Below are 16,832 nucleotides of genomic sequence, written 5' to 3' on the forward strand. Positions count from 1 at the left end.
CGGGCGGGGGCGGTCCGTGGAGCCTGCGGCGGCTGCGGGGGTGGGTGACAGTGCGACGGTTGCCGGGGCTGGGGCGGCGGGGCCGTTGCTGAGGGGTGGTCAGGGGGCGCGGGAGCGGGCCGGGGACGGGGGTGGAGCATCGGCGTCCGGGCGGGGGCGGCGCGGCGCGGAAGACCAGGCCCCGTCACCGGCTTGGGAGTTGCTGCTGACCGTCACCGGGACGGGTCCGCGGTCGCGGGCGCGGGCGCTCGCCGCCGCGCTGCGCGCAGCGGTACGGGACGGCACGCTGCCCGCTGGGACGCGGCTGCCGCCCAGCCGGGAGCTGGCGGCGGACCTGCGGCTGTCGCGGGGCGTGGTGACCGAGGTCTACGGACAACTGCTCGCCGAGGGCTATCTGACCGCCCGTCAGGGGGCGGGCACCTGGGTCGCGGAGCTGCCCGGGGCCGTCACCGTTCCACCGCCCGCCCCGCCGCCGCGGCCGCACTCCGGGCCGCCGCCCACGGACTTCCGCCCCGGCCTGCCCGACCTCTCCCTCTTCCCACGGGCCGCCTGGTCCGCCGCGCAGCGCCAGGCGCTGGCCCAACTGCCGGACGCCGCACTCGACTACCCCGACCCGCGCGGCCTGCCTCGCCTGCGCGAGGAACTCGCCCGGCTGCTGGCGCGCAGGCGCGGCGTCGCCGTCCACCCGGACGGGATCGTCGTCTGCGCGGGGGTCTCGCAGGCGCTGACCCTCCTCGCGCGGGTCCTGCACGCCCGCGGCCACCGCCGCATCGCCGTGGAGGATCCCGGCAGTCCGCCGCAGGCGCCGCTGTTCGCGGCGGCCGGACTCAAGACGGTCGGCGTGCCGGTCGACGGCGAGGGCGTGGACGTCGCCGCGCTGCGCGCGACCGGCGTCCGGGCCGTGGTCGTCACTCCGGCGCACCAGTTCCCGCATGGCGTCGTGCTCTCCGCCGCGCGCCGGAGCGAGCTGCTGGACTGGGCACGCTCCTGCGGCGGACTTGTCGTCGAGGACGACTACGACGGTGAGTTCCGCTACGACCGCGCCCCGGTCGGGGCGCTACAGGGACTCGCCCCGGACCAGGTCGCCTACACCGGCTCGGTGAGCAAGCTGCTGGCCCCGGCCCTCCGGCTCGGCTGGGTCGTGCCGCCGCCCGCGCTGCTGGAGGAACTGGTCGAGGCCAAGCGGACGGCCGACCTCGGCACGAGCGTCCCGGACCAGGCGGCGCTCGCCGCCTTCGCCGCCGGGGGGCGGCTGGACCGCCAACTCCGGCTCTGCCAGCGGGCCTACCGTGCCCGCCGGGACGTCCTGGTCGCCGAGCTGACGGCGGCCTTCCCGGGCCTGCGGGTCTCCGGCATCGCGGCCGGCCTGCACGTCATCGCCGAGTTCCCGGCGGCGGCCGGCCCGCGTGCCCGCCTGGAGCGCGCCGCCGCCGAGGCCGGCGTCCGGCTGCGGCACCTGGACGAGTACGCGATCAGCAAGGGCGCTCCGTCGCTCCGGCTGCGCTACGTCCTCGGTTACGCGCACCTGCGCGAGCCGGTCCTCCGGGCAGGCGTGCGGGCACTGGCCGCGCGGCTCTGACGGACCGTCGGTTCCGGGCGTCACCCCTGTGGGTCTGCCACGTCGTGGGCGGCAGAGGGGCGGGTCAGGATGGCGGGGACGCGTAGTCCCTGCCCGTACCTGCACGAGGGGGTTCCACCATGCTGCGTCGCCTCAACCCGATCGGTCCCGACCTCGGTGTCGACTTCGGCAGCAGCCGGCTCCGGGTCTTCGCCCCCGGCAAGGGCATCATCGTGGACGTCGCCAACACCGTCGTCGTCGACACCCGGCACGAGCGGGTCGTCGCGTACGGGGACGCCGCGCTGGGCATGCACGGGCGCACGCCGCCCGGCGTGGTCACCGTCGAGCCGGTCCGGGCCGGGGAGGTCGCCGACTTCGACACCGCGCGCTGGCTGCTGGCCCGGGTGCTGCGCGAGTCCGGCGCTGCGGGGCGGCTCGCCCGGCCGCGGATCGCGGTCTGCATCCCGCAGGAGGCCACCGACGTCACCCGGCGCGCGCTGGCGGAGACCTGCTGGCAGTCGGGCGCCCGGGACGTCCGCTACGTCGACGCCGCCTGGGCCGCCTCCGTCGGCACCGGGCTGCCGGCGAGCGAGCCGCGCGGCAGCATGGTCGCCGACATCGGCGTGGACAGCACCCGGACGGCAGTGCTGGTGCTCGGTGAGATCGTGACCGCCGAGCTGGTCCGCTCCGGCGGCTCGGCCTTCGAGCTGGCGTTGGTCGAATACCTGCGCCACGGAAGGGAGTTGCAGCTGAGCCGGGCGGCGGCGGAGCTGCTCAAGATGCGCGTCGGTGTCGCCCCGACACCGGACGCGCGGGTCCAGGAGGAGGTGCTGGTCGCCGGGCGGGGCATGCGCAACGGACTCCCGGAGAGTCAGCGCGTGCCGATCGCGGAGCTGCACGCGGCCATGGAGAAGCCCCTGCGCGGCGTGGTGGACGCGATGGCCCACGCGGTGGCGTCGTCGCCGCCCGAACTGTGCGAGGACCTGCGGGACCGCGGCATCGTGCTGACCGGGCGGGGTGCGCAGCTGTCCGGCCTGGTGGGCCGGGCCAGCCAGGCCCTGGGGCTTCCCGTCCACCTCTCCGACGACCCGGGCTCCGCGGCGGCGGAGGGCGCCGCGCGCCTCGCCCGCGCCCCCAGGCCGGCGATCCACCGCCCGGTCCCGCAGACCCGCGTCCCGGCGTAACCCCCCGCGCCGCAGGAGGCGCCGCCCCGGGGCCGGCGCCCCAGGCAGGGGCGGCGTGGGGTCGATCCTCCACCCGACCACCAGCGTTCGGCCGGGACGTCCCTCACGCCGGGAGGCGCCCGCAAGCGACCGCCCATCATCCCCGGGGGGTCCGACCCGGTCGACAAGTCGGACCTCCCGGGGATGATGTGTCACCGCTGCGCGTCGAGCACCCGCAGCGGAATGTCCGCGAGCAGGTGCGGCACCGGGGCCGGGTGGAGCAGGCACAACCGCTGGGTGGACCGGGTCAGCGCCACGTACAGGTCACCCAGCGCGTCGATGCCGTGCGGCAGCAGCACCACCGAGTCGAACTCCAGGCCCTTCGCCTGACGCGCCGTCAACAGCACCAGCCGGCGCTCCAGATCGGGCGCGTCGCCCCAGGACGCCTCCGGCAGCTCCGCCGCCAGCGCCGGCAGCACCTCGGGCGCGGCGATCACCGCCACCCGCCCGTCCGGGACCGCCGACAGCTCCTCCCGCGCCGCCGTCGCCGCCCGGCCGGGCAGCTCGGCCGCCGGGGCCTCCGCCCGCCACGGCGCGGGAGCGCCCTCCCGGACCGGGCGCGGTGCGGCCAGGTCGGGATGGATCTCCGCCAGGACCCGCTCCGAGGCCCGGACGATCTCCGCGGGCGTGCGGTAGTTGACGGTCAGCTGCTCCAGCCGCCACCGGTCCCCGAAGAAGGGCGTGAGCGCCTCGTTCCAGGAGGAAGCCCCGGCCGCCTCGCTCGTCTGGGCCACGTCGCCGACCACCGTGAACGAGCGCGTCGGGCAGCGCCGCACCAGCAGCCGCCACGCCATCGGGGACAGCTCCTGTGCCTCGTCCACCACCACGTGGCCGAACACCCAGCTGCGGTCCGCCGCCGCCCGCTCCGCGACCGTGCGCAGGTCCGCCTCCCCGTGGCGGTCGGCCAGCCGCTCCGCGTCGATGACGTCCGCCGCCGCCAGTTCCTCGTCCCCGGCGCCGAGTTGGGCGATGTCCAGGACCCCCTGCGCGTAGGCGACCTCCTCCGCACGCTGCCGCTCCTCCCGGGCGCGCCGCGCGCTGTCGTCGTGGCCGAGCAGTTCGGCGGCCTCGTCCAGCAGCGGGACGTCCGCGGGGGTCCACGGAGCGCCGGCCGGACGGCGCAGCGCGCGGCGCTCGGTCGCCGTCAACTGCGGTGCGGCGGAGGCCAGTCGGGACGGATCGGCGTACAGGTCCGCGAGCAGTCGCTGCGGGGTGAGCAGGGGCCAGAGCCGGTCCAGGAGCCGTCGCAGCGCCGGCTCCTGGGGGAGAACCCGGCGCCAGAACTCCTCCGCCGACGTCACCTCGGCTGCCGCCTCGTCCTCGGACTCGGCGGCGTCGGAGCCGAAGAGGCGCGCGAGGTCGGCCGCGGCGGAACGGTCCAGCGCCGCGAGGTCCACCTGCCGCGCGAGCTCCTCCTCCAGCTCCCGCTCCAACTGGCCGCGCGCGGCGGCGAGTTGACGTGCGGCCTCGGCCACCACGTCCTGGACGAACAGCGGCCGCGCCAGGTTGTGAGGGAGCAGCGACCCGCGGGCCCGCTCCGCCGCCTGCTCCAGGAACGAGGCCGGCAGCCGCACCCAGACCGCGGCCACGTCCAGGTCCACCGGCCCGGTCACCGGCGCCTGCCGGTCCCGCACGGCCTGCGCCAGCACGTCGGCCATCGTGTGCCGTCCCTTGACCGCCGCCGCGGCCGGCTCCTCGGTCGCGGTCGCGACCACCCCGGGGAACAGCTCGCCGACCGTCGCCAGCAGCACGCTGGTCTCACCCAGCCCGGGGAGCACCTGGCCGATGTAGCTGAGGAACACCGGGTTCGGGCCGACCACCAGGACGCCCCGCTCGACCAGCCGAGGGTGGGTGTAGAGCAGGTAGGCCGCGCGGTGCAGCGCGACGACCGTCTTCCCGGTGCCCGGGCCGCCCTGGACGACCAGCACGCCGGTGCGGGAGGAGCGGATGATCCGGTCCTGCTCCGCCTGCAGCGTCGCGACGATGTCCCGCATCCGGCCGGTGCGACCGGCCTGAAGGGCCGTCAGCAGAGCGGCCTCTCCGGTCAGTTCGACGTCGCCGGGGGCGCCGGAGACGCCGTCCAGCAGTTCGTCGTCGAGGCGGACCACCCGGCGGCCCCGGGTGTGCAGGTGCCGCCGGAGCCGCACCTGCTGCGGCGCGCCCGCAGTGGCGGTGTAGAACGCCCGGGCGGCGGGGGCGCGCCAGTCGACGAGCAGCGGCTCGCCCTCCCGGTCCTCGGCGGGCAGCCCGATCCGGCCCAGGTAGCGGCGGGTGCCGTCGGCCAGGTCGAGCCGGCCGAAGCAGAGGCCGTGTTCGGCCGCGTCGTACCGGGCGATCTGCGTCGAGAGCCGCTGCGCGGTCACCCCGCGCTCCACCCGGGCCTGCGGCGTCGGCGAACTCTGCCGCAGCGTCCCGCGCAGCTCGGCGTCGGCCTGGGCGCGGCGGAGGTCCACCTGGCGGTGGAGCAGGTCGAGGTGGCGCTGTTCACGGGCGAGTTCGTGCGCAGAGGACAAGGGTGCTCCAGGCTCCGGGGGCGGGGGACGGGGGGACCATCGCACGGAGGCGGCGGAGCGTTACGCGAGAATCGGCACATGATTCCCGAACCGGTGGGCGCTGCGCTGGCCCACGAGTGGACCACCGTGACCCTGGCGTACGCGGACCCGGAGGACGGCGCGCCGCAGGCGTGCGCGGTGTTCTACGCCTGGGACGAGGGGGAGGAGCGGCTGCTCTTCCTGAGCTCTCAGTCCACGCGTCACGGGCGGGCACTGGACGGCGCGACGGTCGCGTTCACGGCGCAGGCGGAGGGCCAGGACTGGCGCACCATCAGGGGATTGCAGGGACGCGGCCGGGTCCGGCGGCTGGGGGACGAGGACGAACGGGCGGCGGCGTGGCGCGTCTACGTCGCGCGCTTCCCGTTCGCGGCGGACGACGCCCTGTCAGCGGCGCTGGCGCGGGCGGACCTGTGGCAACTGCGACCGGAGTGGCTGCGCCTCATCGACAACGGCGTGGCCTTCGGCCACAAGGTCGAATGGCCCGAAGCCCTGTAGGCAGCGGAGGCGCCTTCAAGGGGTGCGGGGATCCCCCACCCTCCCTCCAGCCTTCGGCCGGGGGTGCCCCCACGGTTGGAGGTGCCCCCACCGCGACCAGCCCACCATTCGCGGAGGTCCGGCCTCATGTGCGGGTCGGACCTCCCTGGGTGGTGTGTTGCTCGCGCCGTTCCTCCCCCAGCCTCGGGCCGGGGGTACCCCCGCGCCCCTGGCGGGGCTTACCGCTCCGCCAGGTCGCGGAGGCCGCGGAGGGCCAGGGCGTAGCCCTGGGTGCCGAAGCCGACGACGATGCCCGCGGCCACCGGGGAGATGAAGGACCGGTGCCGGAACGCCTCCCGGGTGTGCACGTTGGAGATGTGCAGTTCGATGACCCGCAGCCCGACCCCCTTGATCGCGTCCTGGAGCGCGACCGACGTGTGCGTGTACGCGCCCGGGTTGAAGACCGCGCCGATCAGCTCGCCGGAGGCCTGCGCCGTGCCCGCCTCCTGGATCCAGTCGATCAGGACGCCCTCGTGGTTGGACTGGCGGAAGTCCACGTCCAGGCCCAGTTCCTCGCCGGTCTTCCGGCACAGCGCCGCGACGTCGTCGAGCGTCTGCGCGCCGTAGACGTCGGGCTCGCGGGTGCCGAGCAGGTTCAGGTTGGGGCCGTTGAGGACGAGAGCGCGCGCGGTCATGACCGCAGGCTATCGTCCGCGCGTCCGAGGTGGGCGGCCAGTGTGAACCGGGGCTCGGGGCGGCCCGCGTCGGTGGCCAGGTCCGTCGCCAACTCGCCGATCAGCGCGGCGAACTTGGCACCGTGCCCTGAACACGGCGAGCACACGACCAGCGGTCCGAGCCGGTCCAGCACGAAGTCCTCGGTCGGCGTCGTGGTGTACAGGCAGGTGGCCTCGTTGAACGGCCTCGGGTCGAGGCCGGGCAGCCACTCCGCGACATAGCGGGTGATCCGCTCGCGGGACGCCGGGTCGACGATGCCGTCCCGGTCGCGTGCCGTGGTGGGGCGGCCGCGGTCGTGTTCGGCGATCTTGCGGGCGTCGTGCGGGCCGCCGTCCCGGCCGCCGGGGAGGCTGTAGACGGAGAGCGCGTCCTGATGGATCGTCACCGGCCACGGTGAGGCGTGCGGATCGTGGCGGGGGAAGTGGAAGACCTGCTGCTGAGTCACCGTCAGCCGGGGGAGTTCGACCAGCCCGCCCAGCAGCGGGGCGGCCCAGGCGCCGGCCGCCACCACCGCCCGACGGGCCGTCAGTTCTCCCTCGGCGGTGCGCAGCACCACCCGGTCCTCCTTCGGCTCCAGGGCCACCACGGCGGTCTCCGGTCGCAGTTCCGCGCCGCGCTTGGCCGCCGTGCGCAGGAACGCGGCGACGGCGGCGTCGGCGTCGACGGTGCCCGCCTCGGGGTGGAACAGCACGGGGCCGGTGAAGCGCATGCCCGGCCAGCGGCGTTCGGCCTCGGTGGCGGGCAGCAGCTCGTGCAGCACGCGCGCCTGCCGCAGCACGGCGGCGATGCCCGCCGGGTCGCGCCCGAGGCCGTGGTCGAGGCCGCCGGTCAGCCGTACCAGGGTGCGGCCGGAGTCGAACTCCAGCTCCCGCCACAGCCGCATGGCCCGGCCGGTGAGCCGGACGTACAGCGGGTCGGGATAGGCGCGCCGGACGATCCGGGCGCTGCCGTGCGAGCTGCCCCGGTCGTGGCCGAAGGGGTACTGCTCCAGCACGGTGACGGACCGTCCGCGGCGGGTCGCGGCCCAGGCCGTGGCGGCGCCCATCAGGCCGGCTCCGACGACGGCCAGTTCGGTGTCGGTCATCCTGCGGCTCCCGGGGGCGGGTCTGCTGGCTTCCCATGGTCACGACCCCGGCGGACTTTGCCAACCACCGACGGCCCCGGGGGCCCAGGACGCCCGCCGCCCCGCCAGGGGCGCGAGGATCCCACCCTCCCCCGGCCTTCGGCCGGGGGTGCCCCCACGGCGGGAGATCCCCCACCGTGTCCCCCACCGCGACCAGCCCACCACTCGGGGAGGTCCGACCTGCAATCAGGATCGAACCTCCGTGGGTGGTGGGCTGGTCACGGTGGGGGCACCTCCCGCCCGAAGTCTGGGGGAGGGTGGGGGATCCTCGCGCCCCCTACGGGCCTTCGCCTCCTGGGGGTGGCGGGCGGGCGTGGGGGAGCTGGGGGCGGTAAGAAGGGGGGCATGGCACGACACCCCCTGCTCGACGCCGCCGGCCGGGCCGACGCGCGTGTGTTCCACTTCGTCGCGAGCAACCACTGGCCCCTCGCGGAGCGGGTGCTGCCCCGGCTGACCCGCAGTGCGAACCACGGCGCGCTCTGGCTCGCGACAGCGGCCCTGCTCGCCGGCGCCGGGGGCAGCACGGGCCGGCGCGCCGCGCTCCGGGGCCTGGAGGCGCTGGGCCTCGCCTCCCTCACCGCGAACACCGCGGCCAAGTACTCGGTGCGCCGGGCGAGGCCGGTGCTCGACTGGGTGCCCGCCGTCCGGCGGTTGGGCAGCCAGCCGACCACCACCTCCTTCCCCTCCGGGCACAGTGCCAGTGCCGCCGCCTTCGCCGTCGGGGTGGCCTTGGAGTCGCCACTGCTGGGCCTGGCGGTCGCGCCGCTCGCCGTGTCCGTGGCCTTCTCCCGTGTCTACGTGGGCGTCCACTACCCCGGCGACGTCCTGGCCGGGTGCGCCCTGGGCGCCGGGGCGGCGCTCGCCGTGGCGCCGCTGGCGCACCGCGTCCGGGTCTGAGGCCCGGAGGGCCCGGCCCACCGGCGCTCTGCGGAGATAGTTGCCTTCGGCAATCAATCATGTATAGTTGCCTCAGGCAATCAATAAGGCAGGTCCCCCATGGCGCGTCCCGAGCTGGCCATCGCCCTCGTCACCAACCTCGGCGCCATCAAGGCGCTGATGCGCCGGGTGAAGCGGGACCTGCCGGACGGCGGGCGCCGGTCTGGGGTGTCGCTGCTGGCGGTACTGCGGCGGACCGGGCCGTCCCGGCTGCGCGACCTCGCCGACGAGGCCGACCTCGACCTGTCCGTGGTGAGCCGCATCGTGGCGGAGCTCACCGAGGACGGGCTGGTCGAGCGCCGTCCGCATCCGGAGGACCGCCGGTCCTGCCTGGTCGCCGTCACGCCCGCGGGCGTGGAGCGCCTGGACCAGGCGCTGGTCAGAGCCGCGGAGGCGGTCGAGCCGGTGCTGCAGGAGTGGAGCGACGAGGACGTCGCCCTTCTGTCGGACCTGCTGGGTCGCCTCCATCACAGCTTCCAGTCCCAGCTCGGCCGGGGTCACGTCACGCAGGTGTGACCCGGCCGGGCCTGAGCAACAGAGAGAGAAGTCCACCTTGTCGAAGCACACGGGGCGCCAACCCGCCGTGGCGGGCGAGCCGATGAGCCATCGTCAGATCCTGGAGGCGCTGACCGGCCTGCTGCTGGGCCTGTTCGTGGCGATCCTGTCGTCCACGATCGTGTCGAACGCGCTGCCCACCATCATCGCGGACCTGCACGCCAGTCAGACCGCCTACACCTGGGTGATCACGGCGACGCTGCTCGCGATGACGGTGTCCACCCCGATCTGGGGCAAGCTCGCCGACCTCGCCAGCAAGAAGCTGCTGATCCAACTCGGCCTCGTCATCTATGTGGCGGGCTCGATCGTCGCCGGCCTCTCGCACAACGCCGGGACGCTGATCGCGGCCCGTGCCGTGCAGGGTCTGGGCGCGGGCGGGCTGACCGCGCTGACCCAGACCATCCTGGCCACCATCGTGCCGCCGCGGGAGCGGGGCCGTTACTCCGGCTACATGGGCGGCGTGTTCGCGCTCGGCACCATCGGCGGTCCGCTGATCGGCGGGGCGATCGTGGACACCTCCTGGCTCGGCTGGCGCTGGTGCTTCTACGTCGGCATCCCGTTCGCCGTCATCGCCCTGGTCGTGCTGCAGAAGACGCTGCACCTGCCGGTGGTCAAGCGCGAGGTCAAGGTCGACTGGCCGGGCGCCACCCTGGTCGCCGCCGCCGCGTCGCTGCTGCTGGTCTGGGTCTCCTTCGCGGGCGACAAGTACGACTGGCTGTCCTGGCAGACGGCGGTCATGGTCGGCGGCTCGCTGGTGCTGGGCGCGCTGTTCCTGCTGGTCGAGTCGCGGGCGGCGGAGCCGATCATCCCGCTGCGCCTGTTCCGCAACCGCACCATCTCGCTGGCCGTCGCGGCCTCGTTGCTGGTCGGCGTGGCGATGTACTCCGGCACCACCTTCCTCAGCCAGTACTTCCAGCTGGCCCGGGACAACTCGCCGACCATGGCCGGCATCATGACGCTGCCGATGATCATCGGCCTGGCCGCCGTCTCCATGATCTCCGGCCGGGTCATCACCAGGACCGGCCGCTGGAAGGGCATCCTGCTCGCCGGGGCCGCGCTGACCGTCGTCGGCGTCGCGCTGATGGGCACCGTCCGCGCCCACAGCGACTACTGGCTGCTCGCGCTCTACATGTTCCTGATCGGCGCCGGCCTCGGTATGACCATGCAGAACCTGGTGCTGTCGGTGCAGAACCAGGTCCGTGCCGAGGAGATGGGCGCGGCCAGCGCGGTCGTCGCCTTCATGAGGACGCTCGGCGGCGCGGTCGGCGTCTCCGCGCTCGGCGCGGTGATGAGCACCAAGGTCACCGACTACACGGCGGCCGGGCTGGCCCGGCTCGGCATCCACGGCGGCGCCACCGGCGGCGGACTGCCCAAGCTGTCCGCCCTGCCGGCCCCGGTCCGGTCCGTCGTCGAGGACGCGTTCGGCCACGGCATCGCGGACGTGTTCCTGTGGGCGGCGCCGTTCGCCCTGCTGGCGACGGTCGCGATCGTCTTCATCAAGGAGGTCCCGCTGCGCACCAGCACGGCGGCCCCCAGCGCCGCGGCGGCCGCCGAGGCAGGGAGCGAGACCGCGGACGGTACAGTCGGCGCCAGGAGTTGACGCGGCGGCAGGCGCGCACGGAAGGCGGAGCGGCACGGTGAGCGAGGCGATCGACGAGATCGAGTACCAGCTCGGCGTGCTGTTCCGCCGCGGCCGTGCGCTGGCCAACGAGCTGGCCGAGTCGGTGTCCCCGGGTCTGGAGCCCAGCGGCTACGGCCTGCTGGTCCGCCTGGACGAGGCGGGGCCGTGCCGTCCGAGCGAGCTGGCCGCCTACTTCCGGATCGGAAAGGCCACCGCCGGGCGGCAGTTGGCCTGCCTGGAGCAGCTCGGCCTGGTGGCCCGTCGACCGGACCCCGAGGACGGCCGGGCCCACCTGCTGGAGCTGACGGACGACGGGCGGGCCAAGGTGGCCGCGGCCCGCGCGGAGCGCCGGGCCACCCTGCACGAGCGCCTGTCCACCTGGCCGGACCCCGACCTCGGGGCCCTGGCCCGGCTGCTCTCCCGCTTCAACGACGAGTTCGCCTGAACCGGGGCCCTGAACCGGATCCCCTGAACTGGAACGGAGCCCCGGAACCGGGCCCTGCGGCCGGGTCCTGACGTCCGCTCAGTTCGAGCACCACCACAGCACCTGCTTGCACGTCGCACTCGGGCTGGCCGAGGACCGCGTGGGCGAGGCGCTGGGGCTGGTGGCCGTCGCGGTCGGTGCGGCCGAGGTCGGCGCCGCCGTCGTGGCCGGGGGCGCCGCGGTCCGCGTCGCGGAGGCGGACGCCGAGGCGGAACCGGAGCCGGAGGCCGACGGACTCGCGGAGTGCTTCTTGGGCCGGTGGTGCGCCGACGGCGAAGCGGTGGCGTCGGCCGTGGCACCGCCGCCGCTCGGGACGTACGCGGTGCTGCTGGGCACCTGGACGGTGGGGACGGCCACGGGCGTGGCGGCGTCGGACGAGGTGGTGGCGAAGGCCGCCACCGCGATCCCCGCCGCGGCGAGCCCGGCGCCCGCCGCGATCGCGGTCCGGCGCCGGGCCCGCTCCAGGGAGCGCTGCTCCCGGCGGCTGACCCGGCGTCCCGCCGGGGCGTCCTGCTCGTAGACCACAGACCTCGCCGTCGGCTCCTGCTCGGGAGGGAGCGGCACGGCGGGAGCCCCGCAACCGGGGCAGCTGAACGCCCCGTTGAGGTGGCGCCTGCAGGTCGGACAGTAGTTCACCCAGCGACCCTAGGCCGACTCCACCGGTGTCGGACAGATGATCACTGTGAGGCTTCTGCGAGGATTCCGTGCACCACGTTCAACGCGCGTTCAGCGCAGCGCACGTCGTCCGCCGGATCGGGCGCGCCGCTGACGCCGATCCCGCCGACGATCGTCCCCGCGGCGTCGCGGATCGGGATGCCGCCGCCGAAGACGACGAACCGGCCCTGCGCCGCGGCGTGCAGGCCGAACAGCGGCCCGCCGGGGGCGGCGGCCTCGGCCAGTTCGTGCGTGGGCGCGCTGTTGGCCACGGCGGTGTAGGCCTTGTCCGGGGCGAGCACCACGCCCGCGATCTCCGCGCCGTCCATGCGGGCGAAGGCGACCAGGTTGCCCCCCGCGTCCACCACCGCGGCCGACACCAGCAGCCCGTCCTCGGCGGCTGCCGACAGGGCCGCCGCGCACAACTGCTGAGCCTGCGTCAGCCTCATACCGCCGCCTCCGTGTTCTCCTCGACACCGGCCAGCACGCCGCCGGCCCGGCTCAGCAGCTCGGGGCGGGCGCGGCCGAGCGCCCAGGCCGTCGCGGCGAGCACGGCGACATAGCCGAGGACCGCGTAGGGGAACCAGTCGTAGGGCGCGGCCGGGACCGGCCAGACGCTCCCGTAGACCGGGATCAGCATCAGCAGGATCGACGCCACCGGGAGCACCACGTGCCGCACCACCCGGAACTGCTCGGGCCGCCGCCGCCGGAAGAAGCGCATGCAGGCGATGTTGGTGAGCCAGTACACCGGGATGATGCCGAAGGTCAGCACCGCGCCCAGATAGGCGTAGGTGGTGAACGGCCCGACCCAGTAGCCCATCCCGACGGTGACCACGGTGGCGAAGGCGGCCTGGACCAGCACGGCGAGCACGGGCGTGCCGAACTTCGGGCTGACCCGGGCCAGTTGCCGGGGCAGCATGCCCTCCCGGCCCATGGCGAACAGGATCCGGACGATGCCGTTGTTGGAGTTGACGGTCACCGCGAAGATGCTGGAGATCCCGGCGAGGCCGATCAGCAGGTTCATCCAGGGCGCGTAGGTCTGCCCCAGCGTGGTGAACGGCGCGGCGTCGGCGGCCAGCCTGGCCTGCTCCGCGGCACCGGTGCCGAAGCCGACGCCCTCCGCGTAGGTGCAGAAGACGTAGATGGCGCCCACCAGGACGAGCGAGTACACCAGTCCGCGCGGCACGTTGCGGCGCGGCTCGCGGGTCTCCTCGCCCAGGGTCGCCGCGGCCTCGAAGCCGATGAAGGAGAGCACGCCGTAGACCATGCCGAGGGCGATGCCGCTCAGCCCCTTCGGCGACTCCCCGGGGTTGAACGGCGCGACGGCGAGGCCGTGCGCGCCGCCCTTGCCCAGGATCACGAAACTGACCACCAGGATCACCGCGACCTCGCAGGCGAACATGACGAGCGCCACCTTGATGGACCCGCCGATGCCGCGCACCGACAGCAGCGTCATCAGGGCCGCGGCGACGAGCGAGACCACCACCCAGGGCACCTGCACGCCGTGCTGCGCCAGCAGGTCGTGGGTGTAGCTGCCGATCAGCGCCAGCTCGGCGGGGACCAGCAGCGCGTAGGCGACGAACATCAGACCGCCGGTGACGAAGCCGGTCCGGGCGCCGATGCCGTGCGTGACGTAGGTGAAGAAGGCGCCGGCGCTGGGCAGTTCGCGGGCCATCTCCTTGATGCCGTTGGCCACGATCAGCGAGGCCACCAGCGAGAGCACGAAGACGAACGGCGTGGCCGCCCCCGCCTGGGCGGCGACGAGCTGCGGATTGAAGTAGACGGAGACGGCCGGACCCATCAGCGCGGCGGACATGACCACCGCGCCGCCGAGGCCGATGGCGCCCTTCTTGAGACCGGAGGTGCCGGACGCGGCGGACGCAGCGGACGCGTCGGATGCAGGAGTGTCGCTCATGGCGCGACAGCCTGGCCGCAGGAGCGCGCCAGAAGAACTGGTGTGCTGTCAGCAGGCCGACGGCAGAACTTACACAGTGTCAGTTCTCGCGCGGCGCGGGGCGGGCGGAAGATCCGCGGACGGCGTTCAGGCGGTGAAGTGCCGGTCAGCCACCGCGAGTTGCCGGGCGGCGGGCTCGGACTCGCCGATCTGGAAGACGAGTTCTGAGCCCGTCACGGCGGTCAGGCGGACCTGGACCCCCGGCTTGACCGCGTAGACGGGTGCGTCGACGACGGCCTGGAGGCGGAAGCCCTCGGCCATGTCCACCAGGGCGACGACCCGCTCGGCGGGCGTGTTGCGGAACTGGACCGTGGCGCGCAGCACGGTGCCGCGGCCCTCGCTGGGGGAGCGGACCAGGTCGGTGGAGGCGCAGGTCGGGCAGAGCAGCCGCTGGAAGGCCGGATTGCCGCACCAGCGGCAGCGCTGGTACCAGAGCGGCTCGGCGACGGCGGTGTCACGAACGAGAGTCTGGGGCATGGCAAAGAAGCTAGGGCACTGAGTGCCATCTGTAAAGACACTCAGTGCCGCCGATCTCCGTCGCCTCGCGTCCGCCCTGCTCAGCCGAAGTCGTTCGGGTTCGGACCGATCCGGTCGCCGCTGCCCAGGGCCGAGATCGCCGCCCGGTCGTCGCGGTCCAGGATGAAGTCGAAGACGTCCAGGTTCTCCTTGAGCCTGGCCGGGGTGACCGTCTTCGGGATGACGATCCGGTCCGCGTCCAGGTGCCAGCGCAGCACCACCTGGGCGGGGGTCTTCCCGTGCTTCTCCGCGATCGTCTTGAGCACCGGGTCGTCCAGCACCGTGCCCTGGCCAAGTGGGCTCCACGCCTCGCAGGCGATGCCCTGTCCGTCGAGGTAGCCGGACAGCTCCCGCTGCGGCAGGCGCGGGTGCAGTTCGATCTGGTTGACGGCCGGGGTGATCTCGGAGGCCTCGGCCAGACGTTCGAGATGGGCGATCTCGAAGTTGGACACGCCGATGGCCCGGGCCCGCCCGTCGGCGTAGATGCGCTCGAACGCCTTCCAGGTGTCCAGGTACTTGTCCTGCTTCGGGCACGGCCAGTGGATCAGGTAGAGGTCGACGTACTCCAGGCCGAGCTGGGCCAGTGAGGTGTCGAAGGCCCGCATGGTGCTGTCGTAGCCCTGGTTGTCGTTCCAGAGCTTGGTGGTGACGAACAGCTTCTCCCGGGGGATGCCGGAGGCCGCGATGGCCTGACCGGTGCCCTTCTCGTTGCGGTAGGCGGCCGCCGTGTCCACGGCGCGGTAGCCCACCTCGAGCGCCCGGGCGACGATGTCCGCCGCGGTGTCGTTGGGGACCTGGAACACGCCCAGCCCCAGTTGGGGCATCTTGACGCCGTTGTTCAGGGTGACTTCCGGCACGAGACGAGTCACAGCGCAACCTCCCTGGTTCGAGACACGCAACATGCTGCCGGACCGGGGCCACCCGGGCATCCCGACGTGCCGGGGCTCAGCCGACCTTGCCGAGGACGCCCTCCAGCCGGGTGAGCAGCACGGCCAGGTCCGCGCCGAGCCGGTCGGCCGTCCCCGGCCCGAGGCCGGCCAGCACCTCGGACTCGTAGGCCAGCTGCTCGGGCAGCAGCGCGTCCACCAACTCCCGCCCGGCGTCGGTGAGGGCGAGGTGGGCGACGCGCCGGTCCCGGGCGTCCGCGCGGCGGGAGACCAGGCCGCGCTCCTGCAGCAGCTTGAGCCGCTTGGTGACCGCCGCGCCCGAGGAGAAGGTCTCCCGGGCCAGCTCGCCCGGCGTCAGCTCGTGGCTGGTGCGGCGCAGCGTGCCCAGCAGGTCGAACTCCGGCCGGGTCAGCCCGGCCCGGCGCAGCGGGGCGTGCTCGGCCAGCTGGAACAGGGCGGCGCAGCGGTTGATCCGGCCGATGATCTCCATCGGCGCGGTGTCCAGCCCCGGGTGGACCGCCTGCCACTGGCGGACCACCGACGCGACGGTGTCGTCCGGCGTCCTGCCGCCGCCACGGGGACCACTGCTCGCCGCCGTCATGCTGCCTGCGCCTCCTGGACCGGTTCGGGAAGGCGGACGCCGTGGCTGCGCACCGCCGCCGCGAGCGTACGGTGTCCGGCCGCCTCCGCCTGACGCACCTCCTGTTCCGGCAGCACCCCGGCCCGCCACTCGCCGGCGGCGGTGTCGGCGGCGGTGCGCAGTTCCACGAGCGCGGCGCTCAGCTGGCGTCCCCGACGGTGCGTCAGTTCCGCGCTGCTGGCGGCCAGTGCCGCCTCGGTGTGCACGCGGGCGGTGTGCACGGCGCTGACGGCCCGTCCGATCCGGTCCACGGCACGGCGGTTGGCGACCGCGAGGGCGGCCAGCATGCCCACGACCGCGCCGACCAGGGTGTCCAGCGCGCGGTCGGCCACCAGAACGGAGGTCGGGGCGGCCGAGCCGAACTCGGTGAGCAGCAGCGCCATGGGCGTCACGCAGACCGTGCCCAGCCAGTAGTTGCGGGTGATCAGCGCCTCCGCCCCGAAGCCGCAGGCGAGCAGGGCGAGGACGAGCAGCAGCGGCGTCCGCAGCAGGGTGGGCGCCACGGCCGCGAAGACCAGCACCCCGAGCAGGTTGCCGAGCGTGCGCTGCAGCGCACGCGACCAGGTGAGGCTGAGGTTGGCCTGGTACAGCGAGGCGGCGGTGACCAGGGCCCAGGCCGGTCGGCCGACGCCCAGGGCGTGGGCCGCCAGGCCGGCCAGCAGGCAGCCGAGGAACGTCCGCGCGGCCAGCGGGCCGAGGGCGGGGAGCCGCCGCGACCAGGGGGCCGGGCGGGTCACGGCGAGCGGAACCGCGCGTGCGGGCACGGGCAGTGCGGCGCGTCGGCGGACCGCCTGCTCCCAGTCGCGCAGCCGGGCGGCGGCGTCGGGGTCCGGGTCGGGCCCGAGCAGGCCGAGGGTGTGCTCGGCCCCGGCGAGGAGCGCGGCGAGCGCACGCCGGGTGCCGTCCTGGCGCCCGGCGGC

15 protein-coding genes and 2 pseudogenes are annotated in these 16,832 nt (G+C 74.5%); 8 read left to right on the top strand and 9 right to left on the bottom strand.

All coding sequences use genetic code 11. From position 1 onward, the window contains the following. The first annotated feature begins 199 nt into the window (after nucleotides 1–199). A complete protein-coding gene (pdxR, locus tag ACFP3V_RS05520; RefSeq protein WP_380580331.1) occupies nucleotides 200–1,579 on the top strand; it encodes a MocR-like pyridoxine biosynthesis transcription factor PdxR in 1,380 nt (459 codons plus the stop codon). 119 nt (nucleotides 1,580–1,698) lie between these two features. Further along, nucleotides 1,699–2,742, top strand: coding sequence for a rod shape-determining protein (locus ACFP3V_RS05525; RefSeq protein ID WP_380580333.1), 1,044 nt, complete (start codon nucleotides 1,699–1,701; stop codon nucleotides 2,740–2,742). Between the two features lie 191 nt (nucleotides 2,743–2,933). On the opposite strand, the gene ACFP3V_RS05530 is transcribed toward ACFP3V_RS05525, so the two are convergent. Continuing rightward, the gene (locus ACFP3V_RS05530; RefSeq protein WP_380580335.1) at nucleotides 2,934–5,294 is read right to left on the bottom strand and encodes a HelD family protein; all 2,361 of its coding nucleotides are present in this window, start codon (nucleotides 5,292–5,294) and stop codon (nucleotides 2,934–2,936) included. Between the two features lie 78 nt (nucleotides 5,295–5,372). Here ACFP3V_RS05530 and ACFP3V_RS05535 point away from each other — a divergent pair, with 78 nt between their 5' ends. Then, on the top strand, nucleotides 5,373–5,828 hold the full coding sequence (locus tag ACFP3V_RS05535) for a pyridoxamine 5'-phosphate oxidase family protein (RefSeq protein WP_380580337.1): 456 nt from the start codon (nucleotides 5,373–5,375) through the stop codon (nucleotides 5,826–5,828). 218 nt (nucleotides 5,829–6,046) lie between these two features. Here ACFP3V_RS05535 and aroQ read toward each other — a convergent pair whose 3' ends face one another. Both aroQ and ACFP3V_RS05545 read right to left on the bottom strand, forming a co-directional pair. Further along, nucleotides 6,047–6,502 (bottom strand): type II 3-dehydroquinate dehydratase, encoded by a 456-nt coding sequence (gene aroQ / locus ACFP3V_RS05540; protein ID WP_380580339.1) that lies wholly within the window; start codon nucleotides 6,500–6,502, stop codon nucleotides 6,047–6,049. Next, nucleotides 6,499–7,626: an FAD-dependent oxidoreductase gene (locus tag ACFP3V_RS05545; protein WP_380580341.1), complete on the bottom strand. Its 1,128-nt coding sequence runs from the start codon at nucleotides 7,624–7,626 to the stop codon at nucleotides 6,499–6,501. The genes aroQ and ACFP3V_RS05545 overlap by 4 nt, the downstream gene beginning before the upstream one ends. Before the next feature lie 384 nt (nucleotides 7,627–8,010). Between ACFP3V_RS05545 and ACFP3V_RS05550 the strand changes: the two are divergent. From ACFP3V_RS05550 to ACFP3V_RS05570, 5 genes and pseudogenes are all read left to right on the top strand, one after another. After that, a pseudogene (locus ACFP3V_RS05550) lies at nucleotides 8,011–8,541 on the top strand (phosphatase PAP2 family protein); the annotation flags it as partial. 120 nt (nucleotides 8,542–8,661) lie between these two features. Then, complete coding sequence (locus tag ACFP3V_RS05555) at nucleotides 8,662–9,117, top strand: MarR family winged helix-turn-helix transcriptional regulator (RefSeq protein WP_380580343.1); 456 nt, start codon at nucleotides 8,662–8,664, stop codon at nucleotides 9,115–9,117. 82 nt (nucleotides 9,118–9,199) lie between these two features. Continuing rightward, nucleotides 9,200–10,735, top strand: a pseudogene (locus ACFP3V_RS05560) (MDR family MFS transporter); the annotation flags it as partial. 58 nt (nucleotides 10,736–10,793) lie between these two features. Further along, nucleotides 10,794–11,222, top strand: a complete 429-nt coding sequence (locus ACFP3V_RS05565) for a MarR family winged helix-turn-helix transcriptional regulator (RefSeq protein ID WP_380580345.1) — start codon at nucleotides 10,794–10,796, stop codon at nucleotides 11,220–11,222. Between the two features lie 106 nt (nucleotides 11,223–11,328). After that, nucleotides 11,329–11,781 carry a hypothetical protein gene (locus tag ACFP3V_RS05570; protein WP_380580347.1) on the top strand — a complete coding sequence of 151 codons (453 nt, stop codon included), beginning with the start codon at nucleotides 11,329–11,331 and terminating at the stop codon, nucleotides 11,779–11,781. A gap of 157 nt (nucleotides 11,782–11,938) precedes the next feature. On the opposite strand, the gene ACFP3V_RS05575 is transcribed toward ACFP3V_RS05570, so the two are convergent. The 6 genes from ACFP3V_RS05575 to ACFP3V_RS05600 all read right to left on the bottom strand — a co-directional run. Further along, nucleotides 11,939–12,364, bottom strand: coding sequence for a GlcG/HbpS family heme-binding protein (locus ACFP3V_RS05575; protein WP_380580350.1), 426 nt, complete (start codon nucleotides 12,362–12,364; stop codon nucleotides 11,939–11,941). After that, nucleotides 12,361–13,830 carry an APC family permease gene (locus ACFP3V_RS05580; protein WP_380580352.1) on the bottom strand — a complete coding sequence of 490 codons (1,470 nt, stop codon included), beginning with the start codon at nucleotides 13,828–13,830 and terminating at the stop codon, nucleotides 12,361–12,363. Before ACFP3V_RS05580 ends, ACFP3V_RS05575 begins: the two co-directional genes overlap by 4 nt. A 126-nt stretch (nucleotides 13,831–13,956) precedes the next feature. Beyond that, nucleotides 13,957–14,346, bottom strand: coding sequence for a Zn-ribbon domain-containing OB-fold protein (locus tag ACFP3V_RS05585; RefSeq protein WP_380580354.1), 390 nt, complete (start codon nucleotides 14,344–14,346; stop codon nucleotides 13,957–13,959). A gap of 80 nt (nucleotides 14,347–14,426) precedes the next feature. Then, entirely contained in the window at nucleotides 14,427–15,254 is an 828-nt protein-coding gene (locus ACFP3V_RS05590; RefSeq protein WP_380580356.1) for an aldo/keto reductase, read from the bottom strand. 76 nt (nucleotides 15,255–15,330) lie between these two features. Further along, nucleotides 15,331–15,873, bottom strand: a complete 543-nt coding sequence (locus tag ACFP3V_RS05595) for a MarR family winged helix-turn-helix transcriptional regulator (RefSeq protein WP_380580358.1) — start codon at nucleotides 15,871–15,873, stop codon at nucleotides 15,331–15,333. Next, nucleotides 15,870–16,832, bottom strand: a 963-nt coding sequence (locus ACFP3V_RS05600; RefSeq protein WP_380580360.1) for an FUSC family protein, incomplete at its 5' end; no start/stop codon positions are given. The genes ACFP3V_RS05595 and ACFP3V_RS05600, both read right to left, overlap by 4 nt.

This window comes from Streptacidiphilus monticola (assembly GCF_042658505.1).
Classification (GTDB): domain Bacteria; phylum Actinomycetota; class Actinomycetes; order Streptomycetales; family Streptomycetaceae; genus Streptacidiphilus; species Streptacidiphilus monticola.